The 22,923-nt window shown below is 47.0% G+C and carries 18 protein-coding genes; 11 read left to right on the plus strand and 7 right to left on the minus strand.

Features of this window, described 5'->3' with window-relative positions; genetic code table 11:
- Window positions 1-5: 5 nt before the first annotated feature.
- Together DWY57_RS14655 and DWY57_RS14660 are read right to left on the minus strand one after the other, a co-directional pair.
- Window positions 6-878 carry a glycoside hydrolase family 25 protein gene (locus tag DWY57_RS14655; RefSeq protein ID WP_165853613.1) on the minus strand — a complete coding sequence of 291 codons (873 nt, stop codon included), beginning with the start codon at window positions 876-878 and terminating at the stop codon, window positions 6-8.
- A 69-nt stretch (window positions 879-947) separates the two neighbouring features.
- The gene (locus DWY57_RS14660) at window positions 948-2,594 is read right to left on the minus strand and encodes a diphosphate--fructose-6-phosphate 1-phosphotransferase (protein WP_117600938.1); all 1,647 of its coding nucleotides are present in this window, start codon (window positions 2,592-2,594) and stop codon (window positions 948-950) included.
- A gap of 307 nt (window positions 2,595-2,901) precedes the next feature.
- Between DWY57_RS14660 and DWY57_RS14665 the strand changes: the two genes are divergently transcribed.
- Both DWY57_RS14665 and DWY57_RS14670 read left to right on the plus strand, forming a co-directional pair.
- Complete coding sequence (locus DWY57_RS14665) at window positions 2,902-3,207, plus strand: RNA-binding protein (protein ID WP_117600939.1); 306 nt, start codon at window positions 2,902-2,904, stop codon at window positions 3,205-3,207.
- Between the two features lie 79 nt (window positions 3,208-3,286).
- Window positions 3,287-3,793 carry a cold shock domain-containing protein gene (locus DWY57_RS14670; RefSeq protein WP_119961975.1) on the plus strand — a complete coding sequence of 169 codons (507 nt, stop codon included), beginning with the start codon at window positions 3,287-3,289 and terminating at the stop codon, window positions 3,791-3,793.
- Window positions 3,794-3,874: 81 nt separating this feature from the next.
- On the opposite strand, the gene DWY57_RS14675 is transcribed toward DWY57_RS14670, so the two are convergent.
- The 3 genes from DWY57_RS14675 to DWY57_RS14685 are packed head-to-tail and all read right to left on the minus strand — an operon-like array spanning window position 3,875 to window position 9,661.
- On the minus strand, window positions 3,875-5,251 hold the full coding sequence (locus DWY57_RS14675) for an efflux transporter outer membrane subunit (RefSeq protein ID WP_117600941.1): 1,377 nt from the start codon (window positions 5,249-5,251) through the stop codon (window positions 3,875-3,877).
- 17 nt (window positions 5,252-5,268) lie between these two features.
- Window positions 5,269-8,379: a multidrug efflux RND transporter permease subunit gene (locus tag DWY57_RS14680; RefSeq protein ID WP_117965466.1), complete on the minus strand. Its 3,111-nt coding sequence runs from the start codon at window positions 8,377-8,379 to the stop codon at window positions 5,269-5,271.
- Window positions 8,380-8,386: 7 nt separating this feature from the next.
- Entirely contained in the window at window positions 8,387-9,661 is a 1,275-nt protein-coding gene (locus tag DWY57_RS14685; RefSeq protein ID WP_117600943.1) for an efflux RND transporter periplasmic adaptor subunit, read from the minus strand.
- Window positions 9,662-9,964: 303 nt separating this feature from the next.
- Here DWY57_RS14685 and DWY57_RS14690 point away from each other — a divergent pair, with 303 nt between their 5' ends.
- Genes DWY57_RS14690 through DWY57_RS14700 form a run of 3 tightly spaced genes read left to right on the plus strand, consistent with a single transcriptional unit; the run spans window position 9,965 to window position 11,619 of the window.
- Window positions 9,965-10,234, plus strand: coding sequence for a hypothetical protein (locus DWY57_RS14690; protein ID WP_117600944.1), 270 nt, complete (start codon window positions 9,965-9,967; stop codon window positions 10,232-10,234).
- Window position 10,235: 1 nt separating this feature from the next.
- A complete protein-coding gene (locus DWY57_RS14695; RefSeq protein ID WP_117600945.1) occupies window positions 10,236-10,790 on the plus strand; it encodes a 1-acyl-sn-glycerol-3-phosphate acyltransferase in 555 nt (184 codons plus the stop codon).
- A gap of 22 nt (window positions 10,791-10,812) precedes the next feature.
- Window positions 10,813-11,619 carry an amidohydrolase gene (locus tag DWY57_RS14700; RefSeq protein WP_117600946.1) on the plus strand — a complete coding sequence of 269 codons (807 nt, stop codon included), beginning with the start codon at window positions 10,813-10,815 and terminating at the stop codon, window positions 11,617-11,619.
- Here the strand turns inward: DWY57_RS14700 and DWY57_RS14705 are convergent.
- The gene (locus DWY57_RS14705; protein ID WP_117600947.1) at window positions 11,591-12,292 is read right to left on the minus strand and encodes an SIMPL domain-containing protein; all 702 of its coding nucleotides are present in this window, start codon (window positions 12,290-12,292) and stop codon (window positions 11,591-11,593) included. The genes DWY57_RS14700 and DWY57_RS14705 overlap by 29 nt on opposite strands.
- Window positions 12,293-12,790: 498 nt before the next feature.
- Here DWY57_RS14705 and DWY57_RS14710 point away from each other — a divergent pair, with 498 nt between their 5' ends.
- Window positions 12,791-14,782 carry a glucosamine-6-phosphate deaminase gene (locus tag DWY57_RS14710; protein WP_117600948.1) on the plus strand — a complete coding sequence of 664 codons (1,992 nt, stop codon included), beginning with the start codon at window positions 12,791-12,793 and terminating at the stop codon, window positions 14,780-14,782.
- 88 nt (window positions 14,783-14,870) lie between these two features.
- On the opposite strand, the gene DWY57_RS14715 is transcribed toward DWY57_RS14710, so the two are convergent.
- Window positions 14,871-16,682: a glycoside hydrolase family 2 TIM barrel-domain containing protein gene (locus DWY57_RS14715; protein WP_117600949.1), complete on the minus strand. Its 1,812-nt coding sequence runs from the start codon at window positions 16,680-16,682 to the stop codon at window positions 14,871-14,873.
- 140 nt (window positions 16,683-16,822) lie between these two features.
- On the opposite strand from DWY57_RS14715, the gene DWY57_RS14720 reads away from it, so the two are divergent.
- The 5 genes from DWY57_RS14720 (at window position 16,823) to DWY57_RS14740 (ending at window position 22,922) form a co-directional block, all read left to right on the plus strand.
- The gene (locus DWY57_RS14720) at window positions 16,823-19,744 is read left to right on the plus strand and encodes a xanthan lyase (RefSeq protein WP_119961976.1); all 2,922 of its coding nucleotides are present in this window, start codon (window positions 16,823-16,825) and stop codon (window positions 19,742-19,744) included.
- A 126-nt stretch (window positions 19,745-19,870) separates the two neighbouring features.
- Window positions 19,871-20,191: a hypothetical protein gene (locus DWY57_RS14725; protein ID WP_117600951.1), complete on the plus strand. Its 321-nt coding sequence runs from the start codon at window positions 19,871-19,873 to the stop codon at window positions 20,189-20,191.
- Entirely contained in the window at window positions 20,192-20,407 is a 216-nt protein-coding gene (locus tag DWY57_RS14730; RefSeq protein WP_117600952.1) for a sulfurtransferase TusA family protein, read from the plus strand. It begins immediately after the preceding gene.
- Window positions 20,407-22,242, plus strand: coding sequence for a YgiQ family radical SAM protein (locus tag DWY57_RS14735; RefSeq protein ID WP_117600953.1), 1,836 nt, complete (start codon window positions 20,407-20,409; stop codon window positions 22,240-22,242). Before DWY57_RS14730 ends, DWY57_RS14735 begins: the two co-directional genes overlap by 1 nt.
- Before the next feature lie 35 nt (window positions 22,243-22,277).
- Entirely contained in the window at window positions 22,278-22,922 is a 645-nt protein-coding gene (locus DWY57_RS14740; protein WP_119961977.1) for a hypothetical protein, read from the plus strand.
- The last annotated feature ends 1 nt before the right edge of the window (window position 22,923 follow it).

A 22,923-nucleotide genomic window follows, 5' to 3' on the forward strand; every position in this document is an offset into this window, starting at 1 on the left:
GACCTTTAGCGTTCTATACAAGGAGTTTTCAACGTAAGCTCCAAAAGTTCCTCCATCGTACCATTAAAGACGTTCAAATCCACCTCTTCTTCGATACCGGGCACAGTGCCTACATCGGTGTGCTGCCAAAAGTGCCACTTGCCCTCATAGCGCACGGAATCTACATAATAATGGGCTATCCAATAAGGATAAGCATTGAAAATGGAATCGCTGAGATAGCGTTTCTTGAATTTATAGGAAGTATAAAGAATGGGCTTTACGCCGTAATGCGCTTCTACCCTATCCAGCCAAGTCTTGACTGCCGCTTTAAGTTCCTGCGGTGACTGCTTGCCGGTAGTCTCCACATCGAGTACGGGAGGCAGGTCTCCCTTTGCCAGCTGCACGGTACGGATAAAGAAATCGGCTTGCTTGTGGGCATCGGTCTTAGGGATAAAATAATGATAGGCACCACGGATAAAACCGTATTTACGCGCCTGGCCGAAGTTCTGCGTAAACGTATCGTCACCATGGTCGCCGCCTTCGGTAGCTTTCAGAAAAATAAAGTGGATGGGAAATTTGGCTTCTCTATTATGTGTCAAGAGTTCCCAATCTATCTTTCCCTGATAGTGGGATATGTCTATGCCATGCACCTCATAGTTGCAAGGCATACATACACCGTAACCTTTCTGGCCATAACAAGGCTTCCAGCGATAAGCATAAGGACGAATGAAAAACCAGTAAAAGCCGGTAGAAAAAACAAGAATGATACAGACCGCCAAAAGATTGCGCAACCATACGGGCATGGTACGCGGCTGCGTTTTCTTCTTGCTCCGCAGAGAGGAAGAACGACGTGCGGCAGTAGTTTTACGCCGGGTATTTGTGGAGGTCTTGGTTGCCATGAGTAAATGAAAAGAAAGGGCGGAATGAACCGCCCCTCCGTTTTATTGTCAACTTGTTGATGCGTCAACTTATTTAGCCTGCTCCAGCTGCAAAGTTTTCGTAGCCTGGTCGCAAACTTCTGTCGGACCGAAGTACTGGATAGGACCCGGATAAACATAGTCTGTTTCCATAGCCCAACGGTCGCGCTGAGCCGCGAATGCCTTGAACGGAGCACCGTCCAGCTTCACCAGAGCCTTCTGGATAACCGGCTTCATTTCACCGTGGCGACGTTCCATGTTCATCATCATAGTGATGGGCACACCGCCTGCAATCCATTCTTCGGCAGGAGCAGTCGTGTTGCGTACAGAAGACATGTAACCGGTCTTTCCGTTAGCAATCAATGCAGATGCTGCATAACCCAAAGAGTAGCAGTAGTCAGCGTCGAAGTTAGACGGAGCAGCGCAACGTCCTTCGTAACCGAAGAAGTGGTGCTGTGCAGCAAACTTGCCTACGAACTTGCCCTCTTCTTTCCACTGAGCCAGCTTAGTGCCAACCATTTCGGACAGCAACTTTTCTGTTTCAATCAGAGATACCTGTACGTTTCCGTGCGGGTCGCGGTCCAGAGACAACTGGCGAGCCACGCCTTCGGGCAAGCTTGCGTAGATGGCCGCATTCTCCGGAGAAAGTTTACGGATGATATAATCGCGTTGGTGAGATTTCTTAATTTGAGCAAACTCTTCTGCATTGGCAGCAAGGAAGTCGTTCAACTCAGCAATCAGACGCTTCATGGCCGGGATGAATTCAACCAATCCTTCGGGGATAAGAACCGTACCGAAGTTGTTACCCTGGGCTGCACGTTCGGCAACGACCTTGGCAATGTTGGTCACAATATCGTCCAAAGACATATCCTTCGCTTCAACCTCTTCAGAGATGATACACATATTGGGCTGTACCTGTAATGCACATTCCAAAGCGATATGAGAAGCAGAACGTCCCATCAACTTAATAAAGTGCCAGTATTTACGGGCAGAGTTACAGTCACGTTGGATGTTGCCGATTACTTCAGAGTAAGTCTTGCAAGCTGTATCGAAACCAAAAGAAGTTTCAATCATATCATTCTTCAAGTCACCGTCGATGGTCTTGGGACAACCGATTACCTGCACACCATAATTCTTGGCAGCATAGTATTCAGCCAGTACGCAAGCATTGGTGTTGGAGTCATCGCCACCGATGATTACCAGTGCCTTGATGCCGAGTTCCTTCAGGATTTCATAACCTTTCTCAAACTGTTCTTCCTTTTCCAGCTTTGTACGGCCCGAACCTATGATGTCAAAACCACCCGTATTGCGGTATTCATCAATGATGTCAGCAGTCAGTTCCATATAATTATGGTCAACCAAGCCGCCAGGACCCAGAATAAAGCCATACAATTTGCTGTCTTTGTTCAGCTTCTTGATACCGTCGAAAATACCGGAAATCACATTGTGGCCGCCGGGAGCCTGTCCACCGGAAAGGATAACACCCACGTTCATTGCGGGGAAGTCAACCGCCTCATCGGTAGTTTCAAACTTAATCAAAGGCATTCCGTACGTGTTGGGGAACAATTTCTTGATTTCTTCCTGGTCAGCAACAGACTGAGTAGCTGCGCCTTCTGCAGCCTTAACAGTTCCTTTCAGCGCTTTCGGAAGTTTGGGCTGATAGGCAGCCCTTGCAATTTGCAATGCACTTTTAGTCATTTCTCTTAATTATTTAAAGGTGTTAGTAAAGTTCCGTTTAAAAGCGTCGCAAATTTCGCTTTTTTTCGTAAGATATGCAAACGAGAAGCCGAAATAATGTATAAAATGACATTTATCGTTTTTTATCCTAAAATAAAAAGGAGAAGAAAGCAATTAACTGATTTATTGTGTTATCTTTGTCGCAAAGTTTGAGTTACGAGTCGTTATCGCATTGTTCTTCTTTTAATATACAACTATTATTAGGCGGTCTCTTCCATAATTATTCTCCATACTCCAATTTAATAATTACAATTAATTAAAATTTCAAATGAACATTTACATTTCAGGTTTAAATTTCAGCACAACAGACGCTGACTTAAACGATTTATTTTCAGAGTACGGAGAAGTTTCTTCTGCAAGAATCATTACAGACAGAGAAACAAGAAGATCCAGAGGTTTTGGTTTCGTAGAAATGCCGGACGATACAGCAGGCCAGAAAGCCATTGACGAATTGAACGGTGCTGAATTTGACCACAAACAAATCTCGGTAAACGTGGCACGCCCCCGCGAAGAAAGACCTTCCAATGGCGGCAATCGCGACAGAAGAGGCGGTTACAACTCTAGAAGATATTAATATTCTTAACTACTGACAGAAGCAGGAGGTGTTGTAGCAATGCCCCCTGCTTTTTTTATAACTAAAAAAATAAAAATACATGGCCAAATCCATCTCCGCAGACAAGCGTGAAAATGAGAAGAAAAGACTCGCCCGACGGGCTGAAAAACAGAAAAAGAAAGAAGAAAAAAAGCTATCCAACAAAGCGAGCAGCTTTGAAGATATGATTGCCTATGTTGACGAAAACGGCATGATAACCTCTACTCCTCCGGCAGAAAACACTCCTAAAGAAGAAATAAAGCTGGAAGAAATCGTCATATCAACTCCCAAAAAAGACAAGGAAGAACCGGTCATCCGCAGAGGACGTATCGAATTTTTCAATGAATCGAAAGGCTTCGGCTTCATCAAGGACTTATCCGGAGTCGAAAAATACTTTTTCCACATTAATAATGTGCTGACAGATATAACAGAAGGCAATATTGTGACGTTCGACCTTGAACGTGGCCTTAAAGGCATGAATGCCGTAAACGTAGCTCTTGAAGTAGAAAAGGCAAAGAAAAAGAAAGAAGACAAGGAGACTCTAAATACAGAATCCCAGATGAAATAAGCCAATTATAGAAAAAGGGCGTGTATGTACCGAAATATTTGATAGTATATACACGCCCTTACAGTTTTCTTTAATCACACGTCATTCGGTTTGCCAGCCGCCCCCCAATGCCTTATAGACATTTACCATGGCAATAAGTTCGTCGCGGATGGCATTGCTTACCCCTATTTGGGCATCAAAATAACCACGCTGGGCGTCGAGCACATCCATATAATTGATGACGCCGTTGATGTATTGCAACTGTGCCAAATCCACATATCCCTTGGCAGAGCGTTCAAGTTTGGCACGCAGTTGGTAGACCTCCTTTATCTTATTGAAATCCACAATGGCATTCTTCGCTTCCTTAAAAGCATTCAGCACAGTCTTTTCATAACTATGCACTTCGGCTTCAAAAGAAGCCTTCTGCGCTTTCAGTGCAGCACGGTTCTTTCCCCAACCGAAAAGCGGTGCCAAGACCGCCCCATTCAATAAGGAATAGGGGGATTCCAGAAAATTGGACAACACATCACTTTCCAATCCAAATTGTCCGGTCAGGGCCAGACGGGGGAACATATTGGTATAAGCAACTTTCACTTTGGCATGTTCAGCCTTCAACTGCTGCTCTGCCGCACGGACATCGGGGCGACGTTCCAACAAATCCGAAGGCAGACCTACCGGTAAGGACTCCGGCACATCCAGTTCCTGCAGAAAATTGACACGCTTGATACGGGTAGGAAATTCCCCCACAAGGAAAGAGATATCATTTTCTTTCAGAGAGATACGGCGCTCCAAATCCGGAACAAGCGTAGCCGTACGGGCTAACTCCACTTGAGCCTGCTGATAAGAGGTCTCCGAGGTCAGCCCGCCTTCAAAACGAATACGGGCCAAGCGCACTCCCTCTTCGCGCGCCTTTTGTGTCTGGCGTACAATCTCCAGTTCCGTATCAAGGGCTACCAGCTCATAATACGCCTGCGCCACTTCCGCAACGATAGTCATGCGCAACGCACGCTGCGCCTCCACACTTTGCAGATATTCGGCCACAGCAGCCACCTTCTTCCATCTCAAGTTTCCCCAAAGGTCCAGTTCCCAAGAGAGCAATGCCTTGGCTTCGTAAGAATTGCCTACATCACGGCTATGACCACCGTAATTCTCCACCTCACGCTCAGCCTCCACTTTTCCGGTGAGCTGCGGCAGAAGGTTAGCAACACTGATACGTTTTTGGGCAGCCATCTCCTTGACACGGGAAGCTGCGATCAGCATGTCTTTGTTATATTCCAGAGCACGGTCTATCAAACCACGCAGCGTGCTGTCCGTATAAACCGCCTGCCACTGTTCATCGGCTATGCTCATGCTATCCTGCTGCTGTGCCAGGCTATCTGGCAATGCCATCTCCGGACGCACATAGCTCTTGCCCACCTTGCATGAGGTAAGGGCAAACATACTCAGCAACAAAATAATATATATGTTCTTTCTTTTCATAAATGTTGTCTTTAAAATCAGTCTTTCTTAATCTTATGCTGCACTTTTGCTTTTGTCTTGTATACCAGGACAAAGAAGAACGGTACAAGCACAATACCGAATACAATGGCAAATATCATTCCGAAGAAAACACCCGTACCGATGGCCTGACGGCTTGCCGAGCCAGGTCCGCTTGCCAATACCATAGGAAGCATTCCCAATACAAAAGCGAGGGAAGTCATCAGAATAGGGCGGAAACGGAGTTGGGCAGCATGGATGGCAGACTGTATCAAGTCTCCTCCCTTGTCGACCTGCACCTTGGCAAACTCCACAATCAAAATGGCATTCTTTGCCGCAAGTCCCACCAGCATCACCAAGCCAATCTGAAAATAAATATCATTCTCCAATCCGCATATCACAACGCCCAGATAGGCACCCAAAGCGGCAACCGGCAGTGAAAGCAATACAGCGATAGGCACCGTCCAACTTTCATATTGCGCAGCCAAAAAGAGGAATACGAAAAGGAATACCAGCGTAAGCACAAGGCCCGTCTGTCCTCCCGCTTTCTTTTCCTGATAGGAAAGGCCACTCCACTCCAGACCAATATTGTCTGGCAAGTGGTCACGCGCAATCTGCTCCATAATCTCCATTGCCTGACCGGAACTGTAACCTTGTGCCGCAGAACCGCGGATGACGGCAGTAGTAAACATATTGAAACGCTTGATACTGCCCGGACCGGTGGTATAAGAGGCATTTCCCAAGGAAGTAAGCGGCACCATCGCTCCGTCCTTTGCCTTTACAAAGAACAAGTTGATATTATCCTTATGCTCACGATAAGGAGCCTCAGCCTGAATATACACCTTATATATACGGTTGAACATATTGAAGTCATTCACATATACAGAACCGGTATAAGCCTTCATGGTAGAGAATACATCCGCCAGGGGCACACCCAGCATTTTCACCTTATCACGGTCCACATCAAAATAAAGCTGCGGTATTTCAGACTGCAAGGATGATGAAAGCCCCGTCAGCTCCTTATGTTTCTGGGCATAATACATCAGTGTATCTGCCGCCTGCACCAGGTTGTCAAACGTTGCTTCTCCACGCGCCTCAAGCTGCATTTCGAAACCTCCCGAAGTACCCAATCCCGGAATGACCGGAGGCGTGGAAAGATAAACCCTGCATTCGGGATATTCCTTCAAATCCTTCTCCACATTCTCCATTATCTTATCGATGGAAATTCCCTTACGTTCTTCCCACGGTTTCAGGATAACCGTCAGCTCACTGCGCGCCTGGTTACTACCCACACGGGGACTGCTACCTGTCACGTTCTGCACATAGGCCACATAGGGATTCTTCTCCAAGTATTGCACAGCACGATCCGTCACCACACGGGTTCGCTCCAAAGTAGCACCTTCCGGCAACTCCAACTCTATCTTAAAATAGCCCTGGTCTTCTACCGGCAGGAAGCTGGTAGGCACCAACCGGTGGATAATGAAAATAGCAACCAGTACCAGCCCGAACGCACTCATTAAGCGGCGGGGATTCTTGATGACCCGATTAATGACAGCCACATATTTGTGATTGCCCAAGTTCAGCCATTCATTGATTTTGCGGAAAACTATGTTCTTTTTCTTTCCATTGTCGGGTTTCAATATGAGCGAGCACATGACGGGACTAAGTGTCAGGGCCACTACCGTAGAAAGCAACACAGAAACGGCGATAGTAATGGTAAACTGACGGTATAACTGTCCGGTGATTCCACTCAAGAAACTTACCGGTACAAATACGGCACAGAGCACCAATGATGTAGCAATCAAGGCACTTGCCAATCCGTTCATCGCCTTTTTGGTAGCTTCATACGGGCTCAATTTCTCCGTCTCCATAAGATGCTCTACGTTCTCCACCACCACAATGGCATCATCCACCACAATACCGATAGCGAGAATCAATCCAAGCAAAGTCAGTATGTTCAGAGAGAAACCGAAAATAAGCATGAAACCGAAGGTACCAATCAGGGAAATAGGTACCGCAACAATCGGTATCACCGTCGCACGCCAACTTTGCAAGGAAAGAAATACGACCAGTACCACCAGAATCAGCGCTTCGAACAACGTCTTGTATACCTCGTGAATGGATTCGGAAATATAAGTCGTCATGTCGAAGGGAATCTCATAACTCATCCCCTCAGGGAAATTTGCACTGATTTCCTCCATAGCAGCCTTCACGCTTTTTGCAACTTCCATTGCATTGGCCCCGGGAAGCATATAAATACCGAGAACAGCAGCATTCTCACCGTTGATTCCACTCTCCGTACTATATGAAGATGCTTCCAATGAAACACGAGCCACATCGCGCAGACGAATAATGGAACCGTTGGCATTGGCACGGACCACAATATCCTCAAACTGCTTTACCGAACTTAAGCGTCCCTGGGTAGTGATAGGGATAGTAATGTCGAGCCCATTCACCGGCTGTTGTCCCAAAACACCCGCAGCAGACTCACGGTTCTGGTCCTTCAGGGCATTCTGCAAATCCTGCACCGTCAGTCCGAAGTTGGCAAGTTTGTCGGGCAACGCCCATATCTGCATGGCATAGTAGCGACTGCCAATGTTGGAAACACGTCCAACACCGGGGATACGGCGCAACAAGTCGAGTACATTGATAGTAGCAAAGTTACTCAAATAAATTTCGTCGAACTTCGGGTCACTGGAAGTCAGACAGATGGTCATCAACTGGCTGGGAGCCTGCTTTTCCACAGAAATACCGTTTTGAATCACTTCGGCCGGCAAACGGCTCTCCGCCAGTTTCACACGATTCTGTATTTCTACGGCAGCCAAATCCGGATCGGCAGACACGTCGAAAGTGACCGTAGCCGAAAATCCTCCAGAATTGGAACTGTTGGACTCCATATATAGCATGCCGGGAGTACCGTTTATCTCCTGCTCGATAGGGGTTGCCACCGCCTGCGAAACAGTCAATGCACTAGCTCCCGGATAGGAAGCACTGATTTTCACTACTGGAGGCGTTATCTGTGGATATTGGTCTACCGGCAGCATGGTCAGGCCAATGATACCGACAATTACAATCACAATCGATATCACCGCCGAGAATACCGGGCGGTCTATAAAGAAACTTACTTTCATAACATCATTACTTTGAAGGGTTGTTGTCCTTTGATTTATTCTCAGTCGGAGTAGTCTGCTTCGTTTCGGAAACAACCTGCTTGTTCAGAGAATCACTCGTCTGTTCTTCCTCCTTTTTAGGAACGGCAACCTGGGCACGTACTTTCATACCCGGAGTCAGCTTGTGGAAACCTTCCGTCACAATTTGTTCTCCGGCAGCCAGACCACGTTCAACCACCCAATTGTTGCCAAATTCAGGTCCCAACTCAATGAAACGCTTTTCAACCGTAGAGTCCCGGCGCATCACAAAAATATATGCACCACCTTTCTCAATGGTAACTGCCTTTTGAGGAACGGCGACAGCACCCTCACGTACATCCAGCAACAGCTTCACCTTTGTAAACTGCCCCGGCAACAACACTCTGTCAGGATTCGGCATTTCTGCACGTACGGAGAATGTTCCCGTCTGCGGGTCCACCTGAGGTTCGGCAAAGTCCACATACCCCTTATAAGGATAAATAGTATTATCCGCCAAAGTAATCGTAATGTTCGGCTGCCAGGAACGCGTCGAGTCCTGACGCCCTATATCGATATTCCGTTCCTTGCTTTTCAGGTAATCCAATGCCGTCATACTGAAGTCTACCAGAACTGTATCGCTTTTCACAATCGTAGCCAGCAAGGACTTGCCTCCCGGTCCGACCAATGTTCCCAAATCCACATTTCTTTCACTGATATGTCCCGATAGCGGAGAACGGACCAATGTATACCCCAATTCCAATTCAGCTTGATCCAAATCGGCCTGGCTCATCGCTACCGAGGCCTCTGCAGTCTCATAAGCAGCCTGGGCATTGTCTAAATCCAGCTGGCTGGCAGCGTTCTGCGCATAAAGGGGGCGGATACGCTCCAAATCACGTTTTGCCTTCAATGCCTGCGCTTCATCCTTCTTTAACTGTGCACGGACTTTGTCAGCCTTTGCCCTATACTGGTCCTGGTTTATTACAAAAAGCACCTGGTTCTTGGTGACATATGTTCCTTCTGCAAAAAGCATATTCTCCAAATACCCTTCCACACGCGCACGTACCTCTACAAACTGCTGGGCACGAATACGTCCCACGTACTCACCATATATCTCTACATCTCCTTTTTCTGCAGATTCTACGATTACGGTAGGAGCTTCCGGTTCAACCTTCTTAGGCCAAGTCAGAATAAAATAACCAGCCAACAATACCGTCATGCAGGCAACCATCATCAGTAGCCTCTTCTTCTTCAGCTTTAATTCTTTTTTCGTAAAAAACTGTTTCATGCTTGTTTGTCTATTAAATTTAACCCTATTTCCTTCTATCAAAGCAAATTCGATGCCAATCCACCACTATCTTATCCGTTACATCTAATAAGCTATATATCAGACAGAAGATAAGATAGTAATTCTTTATTCATGGGGGCATCTTCCATTTTACCTTGTGGAATACATCCACAGTTTGTAGAATTATTCCACAAAAGTAATAAATTAAAAACACATAAAAACCCTTTTTTCCTCTACACTAACAAAGAAAAACATTATCTTTACCGAAAATAACTCAGATTATTCATTTTAAACGTAAAGATTATGGCAAGTAGAAAAGAACTAAAAAAGAATATAAACTATATTGCGGGTGAATTATTCACAGAGTGTCTTGTAAATAGCTTATATGTACCTGGAACAGACAAACAAAAAGCCGATACACTGATGGCTGAAATTCTAAAAATGCAAGATGAATTCATAAGCCGCATCAGCCATACCGAACCAGGAAATGTAAAAGGTTTCTACAAAAAACTTCGTACTGACTTCAATGCAAAAGTAGACGAGATTATTAATGCAATGGGCAAACTGAAATAAGATGAAGAAAGCCTTTTATAGCTTCATTTATTATCGTCTGCTGGGCTGGAAGACAAATGTGACGGTGCCCAACTACGACAAATGTGTAATTTGTGCGGCACCCCATACTTCCAATTGGGACTTATTTATCGGTAAATTGTTTTATGGTGCCATCGGCCGTAAAACCAGCTTCATGATGAAAAAGGAATGGTTCTTTTTTCCTCTTGGAGTGATATTCAAAGCCGTTGGCGGCATTCCGGTGAACCGGGGGCGCAAGTCTTCCTTGGTAGACCAAATGACAGAAAGGTTTGCCGCCAGTAAGCATTTCCATCTGGCCATCACTCCCGAAGGAACCCGTAAAGCCAATCCAAACTGGAAGAAAGGCTTTTATTACATAGCACTGAAAGCACAAGTACCCATTATGCTTATCGGGATTGATTATCCTTCCAAGACCATCTCCTCTACCAAAACTGTCATGCCTACCGGAGACATAGAAAAGGATATGCGCGAGATAAAACTGTACTTCAAGAACTTTAAAGGAAAAAATCCCGAAAATTTTGATTTAGGAAATATCTAATCAGGTATTAAGCATTAATGTCATGCGAATAAGCATTCTGCAAACAGACATTGTCTGGGAAAATAAACAAGAAAATCTCCGTCGTCTCCGCGAGAAGTTAGAAACTCTTCGTGGAACAACGGAGATTGTTGTTTTACCGGAAACATTCTCCACTGGCTTCAGTATGGACACCAGCAGCTTGGCCGAACCTACAACGGGAGAAACCATCACGACTCTGCGCCGATGGTCTGAAGAATACCAACTCGCTCTTACAGGCAGCTATATTGCCTGCGAAACAGCCTCGAAAGGAGGAAATCCCTCCTACTACAACCGTGCATTCTTCCTTACGCCCGAAGGCAATGCCTACTATTACGACAAACGACACCTCTTCCGGATGGGACACGAAACAGAGCATTTCACTTCCGGCTGCCAACGTCCCATTATCCAGTATCGCGGCTGGAACATACTGTTGCTTGTATGTTATGACCTCCGCTTCCCAGTTTGGAGCCGCAATAAGCACAGCGAATACGACCTTCTTATTTATGTTGCCAACTGGCCCGTTTCCCGCCGGAAAGTCTGGGACATTCTGTTGCAAGCACGTGCTTTGGAAAATATCAGTTATGTCTGCGGTGTCAACCGTATCGGCAGAGACGGCAGAGACATTCCACACAGCGGAGGCAGTGTGGTCTACTCTCCGAAGGGGGAAGTGCTTGCCACTGTACCCGACAACGAAGAGACAACTGCCACCGCCTCCCTCAGCCTTTCCTCCCTGCAGGAGTTCAGGTTAAAGTTTCCCGCTTGGAAAGATGCGGACGAGTTCGTTATTTCTTCAAATAATAGTTCACAGTAGTCACTACACGTACGCTTTTTATATAAGGAGTATAAGCATCGCGGTCACTGATGGAAAACTGCCCTTGCGAGGCATTGCGGATTTTTCCCAGTTCACTGTCCGAATCCTTAGCAAATTTCTCGGCTGCGGCACGGGCATTTTTGGTAGCTTCTTCTATCATTTTGGGTTTCACTTCATTGAGACCGGTAAATTCATAAGACACGTTATATTTATAATCCCCTCCCGTGATGGCAATGCCCTGCTTCAAGAGTTCTGCTTGCCCGGACATGAGTTTACGTACCCTATCCACATTCTTGGAAGTGACAGTGATGACAGACGTGGCATTATAACGATAAGCCACGTTGCGGTCAACATAACGTTCGGCCTGCATGTCAATCACTTCGGGTGGTGCAATACTTATTTCCTCCTTCTCAATGCCGTTGTTTTCAAGGAAACCCACGATGGCAGCGTTTTTCTTCTCCATATTGGCATAAAGCAGTGCAGGATCATTACCTATGTCTTTGTAGACAAGAGGCCAGACTACTTTGTCGGCAGGTACTTCCATCTCAGCCAACCCTTTCACACTGACTACACGATCCTTATTCACAAAATTGTTGATACCGCCTTTTACCATGATTCCCAACAAAAGCAACCCCACAGCTATGATGGCTGCTTCTACTTTCCAGCTTTTCATACATTAATATTTTAGAGTTTATAAACACACACAAATATAACAAACCCAAACGACAAAAAGTGCAATGAATGGTCTATTTTTATATGATTATCCTCACTTATACCCCAAACGAACGAGACATTATACAAAATGCACCCAATCCGCTTTTTTAGAGTATTTAATGAAAATACCCCAAAGAAAGAGTACATCTTCTCCAAAAAGTACCTATTTTTGTCCTTCGAAACAATGTCAAAGCGACAACATGATTAATTTAATAATTCTAACCCCTAAATCCTATGTTGACCCAACGTAAAATCCATACTCACGGTGGCGATTGGCCATGACTTTATGGAATGTACCGAAGACACTTTCCGTACGGCTGTCAAACCCCATATGAGATATGGGACGAACAGTATTTCTTAATTAATCTTCAGCAATATGCGGATGAACATTGTTTTTCGTATATTTGTTGATTGAAAGAACAGTACAATACTTAATCATTTATTAATAATAAATTTTATGAAAACCAATCTAAGCTCTCAAATCACTCTCAACAGAGTCTCCCCCAGGTACTACAGACCTGAGAATGCATTTGAACGGTCGGTATTGACCCGACTGGAAAAAATCCCTACAGATATTTATGAGTCTGCAGAAGAAGGCGCCAACCAAATTGCCCTTGACATTGCACAGTTAATCCGTGACAAGCAAAAGGCAGGACGTTTCTGTGTCTTGGCACTGGCAGGCGGTAACTCTCCGCGCAATGTATATGCAAACTTGGTACGTATGCACCAGGAAGAGGGATTAAGTTTCCGCAACGTAGTCATATTCAACCTCTACGAATATTATCCATTAGCTCCCAATGCCATCAACAGTAACTTCAACGCATTGAAGGAAATGCTGATAGACCATGTGGACATTGACAAACAGAATGTTTTCACCCCCGACAGCACCATCGCCAAAGACACCATCTTTGAATATTGCCGTCTTTACGAGCAGCGCATTGAAAGTTTCGGTGGCTTAGATATCGCTTTGCTGGGCATTGGTCGTGTAGGTAACATCGGTTTCAACGAACCGGGTTCACGCCAGAACTCTACCACCCGTCTGATATTGCTGGACAGCGATTCCCGCAATGAAGCTTCCAAAATGTTCGGTAGCATTGAAAATACCCCCATCAGCTCCATCACCATGGGAGTAGCCACCATCCTCTCGGCAAAGAAAATATATCTACTGGCATGGGGTGAGGAGAAAGCACAAAAGGTGAAAGAATGCGTTGAAGGTCCGGTAACAGATACTATCCCTGCATCTTATCTACAGACCCACAACAATGCACATGTAGCTATCGACTTGTCTGCCGCCGCCAACTTGACACGTATCCAACGCCCCTGGCTGGTAACTTCCTGCGAATGGAACGACAAGCTCATCCGCAGCGCCATCGTCTGGCTATGCCAACTCACCGGAAAACCCATTCTGAAGCTGACCAACAAGGACTACAACGAAAACGGTTTGAGTGAACTGCTGGCATTGTTCGGTTCAGCCTATAACGTGAACATCAAGATATTCAATGACCTGCAGCATACCATCACCGGATGGCCGGGCGGCAAGCCGAACGCAGACGACACCTATCGCCCCGAACGTGCAAAGCCCTATCCCAAACGCGTGGTCGTATTCTCTCCGCATCCCGATGACGACGTTATCTCTATGGGAGGTACCATCCGTCGTCTGGTAGAACAGAAACATGACGTGCATGTGGCTTACGAAACTTCCGGTAACATTGCCGTAGGCGATGAAGAAGTTATCCGTTTCCTGCACTTCATCAACGGGTTCAACCAAATCTTCAACAACAGCGAGGACCAGGTTATCAACGACAAATATGCCGAAATCCGCAAGTATCTGAAGGAGAAGAAAGACGGTGACATGGATACACGCGACATCTTGACCATCAAGGGGCTGATTCGTCGTGGCGAAGCACGTACCGCATGTACATACAATAACATACCTTTGGATCACTGCCACTTCCTCGACCTGCCGTTCTACGAAACGGGCAAGATACAGAAGAATCCTATCAGCGAAGCAGACGTGGAAATCGTACGCAACTTGTTGCGTGAAGTGAAACCCCATCAGATTTTCGTTGCCGGTGACCTGGCCGACCCGCACGGAACACACCGTGTTTGTACGGACGCCGTATTTGCCGCCATCGACCTGGAAAAAGAAGAAGGTGCCAAATGGTTGAAGGAATGCCGCATCTGGATGTACCGCGGTGCATGGGCCGAATGGGAAATCGAAAACATCGAAATGGCTGTGCCCATCAGCCCGGAGGAACTGCGTGCCAAGCGTAACTCTATCCTGAAGCATCAGTCACAAATGGAAAGTGCACCGTTCCTGGGCAATGACGAACGTCTGTTCTGGCAACGCAGTGAAGACCGCAACCGCGGAACAGCCGCCTTGTATGACAGCCTCGGACTTGCTTCCTATGAAGCGATGGAGGCTTTCGTGGAATACATTCCGCTATAAACGGATGAAATATAAAAAATAAAAAGAGGCTGTCTCCAAATTTTCATTATGGAGACAGCCTCTTTTTTCAATATGTATCGGACAAATCCTATTTATAACTCTCTTCCAATTCTCTGTACCATTTCTGCAAAACAAAGAAAGCTTTTTTCTTCTGTCCTTTATCAGACACCAGCCCTTTGCGATTAAAATCATCTTGTATTTCGGGTACATGACGCCTCGGAGAGCGGAAATCCTTCAGTATCCACGGTGTAGTACCGGCCAGTCCCGGAATACGCTTCAACATATTCACGTGGCGGATATACAAATCTTCCTGATACTCCTCCGTAAACCGTTCTTTCCTGGAACCGTGCCGTCCATACAAAGCACCTCCTCCAAGTTCGCTGATAAAGACCGGTTTCCGGGCATCGAACACCCAGTTCACACGGTCACATTTTTCCGAATCGCCGTCATACCAACCCACATATTCATTAAAGCTGATAATGTCAAGGAGTTCTCCCAACGGGTCATTCACAGTCATAACGCCCGGACGAACTTCTTCCTTCTCCATCGCCGCACCAACCAAGCGGACATTATCCAAACTCCTGACCTTGTTTGCCAGCTTGGTAAGGAATGCCAGGCGCGGTTCACTAAGAGGCGTTTCATTGGCTATAGACCAGATGATAACGTTACATCGATTCTTGTCACGTGCAATCATATCACACAACTGCTGTTCCGCATTCTGATAGGTATCCTTATTCTCCCAATGAATAGTCCAATACACCGGAATCTCCGACCATACCAAAAATCCCATGCGCTCTGCCTCACGCACCATCTCTTCATTGTGGGGATAATGGGCCAGGCGGACAAAATTGCATCCAAGCTCCTTTGCCCAACTCAGTAAAGTACGGGCATGGTCTCTTGAATAGGCACGCCCGCTATAGTAGGGAGTCTCCTCGTGGATACTGATACCTCTGCAGAATATCTCTTCATCGTTCAACAGTATTTTAGTTCCCTCTGTACGGATAGTCCGGAAGCCGATCTCATCAGAGACTTTATCTGTTTCGGAAGACAGATTCACCACATACAGCTTAGGTTTTTCCGGAGTCCACAAGACCGGTTTGGCCTTTACCTGGAACGAAGCATAACCGTTGGAGTCCGTTACAACCTCTTTCTTCACTTTCAGTTCCGGAATATCCAGCACTATCTTTTGCTCTTTGGCAGAACCATCCAGTTGTACCCAGCCTTCAACCGTATCTTTATCATTCTTCTTCAATTGTACGTAATAATCACGTATGTAAGTCGAAGGCGTTTCAATCAAGGTAACCGGCCGGGTGATGCCACCGAAATTCCACCAGTCGGCATTGACCGTAGGCACAGCTTCGGGATGGCGTTTGTTATCGACTTTCACCACGAGGCTATTGGTACCTTCCCTCAAAAGGCCGGTAATTTCAAAATTAAAAGGAGTAAAGCCACCGATATGCCTGCCCAGACGTTTGCCGTTCAGCCATACAATGGCTTCATAATTAACAGCTCCAAAGTTGAGGAAAAGACGTTTGCCCGGTTGCAGGGAGTATTCAAAATGCTTTCGATACCACACAGTGCCTTCATAATAGTACAACTGAGGCCGTTGTGTATTCCAGTCACCGGGAACAAACAGCAGTTTATCCGTTTCAAAATCATACTCTTGAAGTTGGGTCTTATCAGAATAAGTCTTGTCTTGGGCATAACCGCCGTCATAAGGCTTCAAACGATAGTCATAATAACCGTTTTCAAAGGGATCTACAATCGTTTTCCATTGTCCGTCAAGGGACGTTGTCTGGCGTGCACCGACATTCATGATTTGGAGAACCTGCTGCCCGAAGGCCAAAACCGGTACCAGAAGCAAAAGGAAGGCAATACTGCTTTTCAAAAGTGTCTTCATAAGGTTTACATATTATATATGTCTGCAAAAATAATAAAAAGAAAATAACCGCAATCGTCAACGAAGCTTTCTTTTATGTACTTTTGCACGCATCACTATCTGATAAAAGCAGATATTGACAACTTCATTATTTCATCAATATGAAAAAACTTATCCTAACCGGCATATGGCTCTTATATGGAATCCTCCTTCCGGCACAAGAACTAGAGCAGAATGTGGAAGAACGCCTCCAGACATTCTTTAAGGAATACACCACCCATACGACCAACATCGGTACCTGCAAGCTAGACAGTTTCCGCATTGACTTCCGGAAGAAGAAATTACTTGTCTATGCAAACGAGCGCTTTGCCTACCAGCCTCTACGGCCTGAAACCGTCGATGCCATTTACCGCCATCTGGGACAAATCCTACCAGGACCAGTAAACAACTTCGACCTCACCGTCTTTGCTGATGGGAAAAACATTGAAGAGCTTATCCCCAACCTCTACCGGAAAGGGAAGAAAGACAAGGCACGTACGTTCAGTCACTTGGAATACAAAGGTATACCTTGGGTAACCCGTACTTCACGCCCCTACGAAATCACCCGAGGACTGGAAGGAAATCACATTGCCCTTTGGCAAAGCCACGGGAAATATTACATCAATGACAAGAACAAATGGGGATGGCAACGCCCGAGGCTGTTCTGCACCACGGAAGACCAGTTCACCCAGTCGTTCATCCTGCCCTACCTCCTGCCCATGCTGGAGAATGCAGGAGCCAATGTATTCACTCCCCGCGAAAGGGACACACAAAAGCGGGAAGTCATCGTAGACAATGACGGTAGCCTAAGCAGAGATGGAGGACAAGGTTCCCTCTATCTGGACGTGAAAAGCCGGAAAGCACGTTGGGAACAGACCTCCCAACCCGGATTTGCCCAACGGAAACGAATCTATCAGGACAATGAAAACCCTTTCCTCACCGGTACGGCACGCTTTGCCAAAACTGAAAAGAAGAAAGACAAGACTTTTGCCGAATGGGTGCCCGATATTCCGGAAACGGGAGAATATGCCGTATACGTATCTTATCAGACTCTGCCGGGCAGCGTAAGCGATGCCAAATACCTTGTATTCCACAACGGAGGCGTCACAGAATTCAAGGTGAACCAGCAAATAGGAGGCGGCACATGGGTGTACCTCGGCACATTCACTTTCGACAAAGGCCGGAATGACTATGGCATGGTGGTATTGAGCAACGAAAGCAAGGAGAAAGGCGTGGTCTGTGCCGATGCCGTCCGCTTTGGAGGAGGCATGGGCAACATTGCCCGCGGAGGACAAACCAGTGGCTTGCCCAGATACCTGGAAGGCGCACGCTACTCTGCCCAATGGGCAGGCATGCCTTACTCTGTTTATGGAGGCTACGAGGGGAAGAATGATATGAACGATGACATCAACGCACGTTCCCGTACGGTGAATTATCTTGCCGGGAAATCAGTATTCAACCCGGCAGAAGAAGGCTTGGGCATCCCCTTTGAAATGAGTATGGCCCTGCACAGCGATGCCGGTTTCAGCAAGGAAAATGAGATTATAGGCACTCTAGGCATTTATACCACCAACTTCAACAACGGCAGGCTGAATGCCGGTACAGACCGCCATGCCTCCCGCGACCTCTCGGACGTCCTACTGACGCAGTTGCAGCGTGACATCCGCTCCACCTTCAACGTAGACTGGACACGTCGCAGCCTATGGAACCGCAACTATAGTGAAACGCGCCTGCCCGCCGTTCCTTCCACCATCGTAGAACTGTTGTCTCACCAGAACTTCGCAGATATGCGTCTGGGGCATGACCCCAACTTCAAGTTCACCGTCGGACGTGCACTCTATAAAGCCATTCTGCAATATATATGCAACCAGCACGGGAAAGAGTACATGGTCCAGCCGCTTCCCGTCAGCCACTTTGCCATCCGCTTCGGTAAAAAGAAAAATACTTTAGAGCTCTCCTGGCAAGGCAAGGAAGACCCGTTGGAACCGACTGCCAAACCACGCGAATACATTGTATATACACGTATCGGACGTGGAGGATTTGACAATGGCGTACGTGTCAGTTCTCCGTTCCATACCGTAAAAATAGAACCGGGCATCGTCTATTCCTTCAAAGTAACCGCCGTGAATCGGGGCGGCGAAAGCTTCCCTTCGGAAATCCTTGCTGCCTATAAAGCCAAACGGGAAAAAGGACAGATACTTATCGTCAACGGATTCGACCGTATCAGTGGGCCGGCCGTCATAGACACTCCCGAGACTGTAGGTTTCGACCTATCGCAAGATCCCGGCGTTCCCTATCTCTATGACATCTCCCTCTGCGGTACCCAGCAGAACTTCAACCGGAAGGAAGCGGGAAAACGCCTGGGAGAGAGTGGAGAGGAATACGAAGGTATGAAAATCATCGGAAATACTTTCGATTACCCTTTTGTACACGGCAAGGCCATACAAGCCGCCGGTAACTACAGCTTCGTCTCATGCAGCGATGAGGCTGTGGAAAAAGGCATTCTCTCTTTAGAGGATTATCCGATAGTAGACTATATCCTCGGACTGGAGAAAGAAGACAATTCCAGCAATCCGGCACGCAATACATACTACAAGACATTCTCCTCACCCATGCAGCGCATACTGACCTCATTTTGCCAGTCGGGAGGCAATCTCCTAATTAGCGGCGCATACATAGGCAGCGACATGGACAATTCGCAGGGCAATAGGGATTTTATCCAGAATATTCTGAAGTACCGGTATGGAAATTCCTTGAAAACAGACGGGGATAAAATCGCTGTTCAAGGGCTGGGGCGTACTTTCACCCTTCCCCGACTGCCGAATGAGCAGGACTATCCAGTCACTTCCCCTGATTGTATCCTGCCCATGTCTCCCGCTTTTCCAGTCATGACCTATGCCACCGGCAACGCATCTGCCGCCGTAGCCTATCAAGGCAGCGATTACCGTACCTTCATCATGGGATTCCCTTTTGAAAGTATCAGGGAAGAAACGTCCAGAAATGCAATTATGGCCTCAATACTTCACTTTCTCACCACAGATTAGGCAGAGCAACACAGAGAAAAACAGCAATCCCTATAAATAATCTGTAGAAATCTGTGTAATCTGTGGTGAAAAAACTATCTTTGCTTCTATTAATCATTAAACATTAACCACTAAACATTAAACATCATGTACACCATACAAGCCAACCCCAGCGGAACCCGCAGCTTAGAAGTTTCAGAAGAAAACCTTGCCACCATTGAGAAGTACGGACTCTTCCGCCATCTCATCGACAGTAACGGCATTGTAGACGAAACCGTGCTCGACAAGTTGAAACTGAACATTCGCTCCCTCATCGCCGCACAAGAGGAAGATAGCAAAGACCTACTCGACCTCTGCATCGACGTTATCTATCACAACAACATGAAGGCCTTCGGACTGCAGCAACTCATTAAGCTCTATCTGCAATGGCTTTCCCAACAAGGCACTATAGAAATAGAAGAAGAATAAATGAAAACCATCGATACCTGCGGACAACAGCATTACAGCCCTCTAATCCCTGCCATAAAAGCCATGTGCAAGGCCGGGAAAGGCGAGAAGCTGGAAATCATCATGGACAACGCCACTGCCTTCAATGACATGAAAGAGTATCTTTCCGAGCAGCAGATAGGTTTCCGTGAGATTTACGACGGAGAACGAATGACATTACAGTTTACAATGTATTAATGAAAGAATATCGCCTTACAGACTGGCTTCCCACCACCAAGAAAGAAGTGGAACTGCGTGGTTGGGACGAATTAGATGTAATACTTTTCAGCGGTGATGCCTACGTGGACCATCCGTCTTTTGGAGCCGCCGTCATAGGTCGTATCCTCGAAGAGGAAGGACTACGCGTAGCCATTGTCCCCCAACCGAACTGGCGCGACGACTTACGCGACTTCAAGAAACTGGGACGCCCCCGTCTGTTTTTCGGCATCAGTCCCGGCTGCATGGATTCGATGGTCAATAAATACACTGCTAACAAACGCTTGCGCAGTGATGACGCATATACACCGGACGCACGTCCGGATATGCGCCCCGAATATCCTTCCATTGTATATACCCGGATATTGAAACAACTATTTCCCGATGTCCCCGTCATACTAGGTGGCATCGAGGCAAGTATGCGCCGTTTGACACACTACGACTATTGGCAAGACCGTGTACGCCCCAGTATCCTCCTCGACAGCGGTGCCGATTCACTCATCTACGGCATGGGAGAGAAACCGGTGGTGGAACTTGCGAATAGGCTGAAATGCCAACAAATAATGGACACCAAAGGCTTCAAACAGCTCATTGCCGATATTCCGCAAATGGTCTATCTCGACAAGGAGGTAGCTGCAGAAGAAGGAGATATTACCCTCTTTTCCCACGAAGAATGTCTGAAGGATAAAAAGAAAGAAGCTGCCAACTTCCGTCATATCGAGGAGGAAAGCAACAAATATACAGCATCCCGCATGTTACAAAAGGTCGGCAAACAGACAGTGGTAGTCAATCCCCCCTATCCTCCCCTGACGGAGGCAGAGCTCGACCATTCTTTCGACTTGCCTTATACGCGCCTGCCCCACCCCAAGTACAAGGGAAAACGTATTCCGGCATACGACATGATAAAGTTCTCCGTCAACCTGCATCGCGGATGTTTCGGAGGGTGTGCCTTCTGCACCATCTCCGCGCATCAGGGCAAGTTCATCGTAAGCCGTAGCAAGGAAAGCGTTCTGAAAGAGGTGAAAGCTATCATGGAGCTGCCCGACTTTAAGGGTTACTTAAGTGACTTGGGAGGCCCGTCGGCCAATATGTACCGCATGAAGGGACGGGATGAGGCCGTCTGCAGGAAATGTAAGCGTCCGTCGTGCATCTACCCCAAGGTATGCCCCAATCTGAATACAGACCACCGTCCGCTGCTCGATATCTATCATGCCGTAGATGCCCTGCCCGGCATCAAGAAGTCGTTCATCGGCAGCGGTGTACGCTATGACCTGCTGCTGCACCAGAGCAAGGACCCGAACACTAACAAAAGTACGCAGGAATATACCCGTGAGCTCATTGCCCGCCATGTCAGCGGTCGCCTGAAGGTAGCACCGGAGCATACGTCAGACCGCGTGCTCAACATCATGCGCAAGCCTCCGTTCAGCCAGTTCGGTGAGTTCAAGAAGATATTCGACAGAATTAACCGTGAAGAAGGACTACGCCAGCAGCTTATTCCTTATTTCATCAGCAGCCATCCCGGATGCAAGGAGGAAGATATGGCAGAACTTGCCGTCATCACCAAGCGACTGGACTTCCATCTGGAGCAAGTGCAAGACTTTACCCCTACTCCCATGACCGTTGCCACCGAAGCATGGTACACGGGCTTCCATCCTTATACGTTGGAACCGGTATTCAGTGCCAAAACGCAGCGCGAGAAACTGGCTCAACGCCAATTCTTCTTCTGGTACAAACCCGAAGAGCGCAGGAACATCATAAACGAACTGCGCCGGATAGGACGGACGGATTTGATAGACAAGCTATACGGGAAACGATAAAAATACGATATTTCCAAGAAACTCACAGCAACTGCATGAAACGATTCCTCCTCCTCTGCCTATCCCTACTCTCCATCGGAGTGACAGGGATGCTGGCACAAAGCGAATGCCTACCGCAAAATTACAGCATCATCCTTGGTGGCGGTGTTTCCTTGCCCCATGTAGAAGGAAACCGCAACGACTTCTTCAGCAAGAACGGCAACCGGGTGGGATATGACCTCATGACAGAAGGCCGCTACTACATCACGCCCCTATTTGCCGTGGGACTTCAATATGACTATCTGCGCATGGCCCGCCTGCCGGATAAGGCACATCTGCACTGCATACGCCCCAACATCACATACCGTCCCTTGTGGAGCAACGGTAATCAAGGACTGTTCCTATCATTCGGCATCGGGTATATGAACTATCAAGAACGGACATATAAACGCGGTGAACGGAACGGACACCTTTTCCATAAAGGATATTGTGGAATAACTTTCGCTGCAGGCTATGAGTTCCGCATCAGCTGTAAACTCTCGGGTATGATTCGCTGTGATTTCCTAACAGCAGACTGGTTTGCCAACCCCGATGCACGACTTTACAACACGGACGGCTATGATGACGGAGTAGATCATAGCTGGTTCAAAAACAACATCACTTTCTTCAATTTGGGATTCTCCTTGCAGTTCGGACGTTAGT

Source organism: Bacteroides sp. AF25-5LB (assembly GCF_003602965.1).
Classification (GTDB): domain Bacteria; phylum Bacteroidota; class Bacteroidia; order Bacteroidales; family Bacteroidaceae; genus Bacteroides; species Bacteroides uniformis.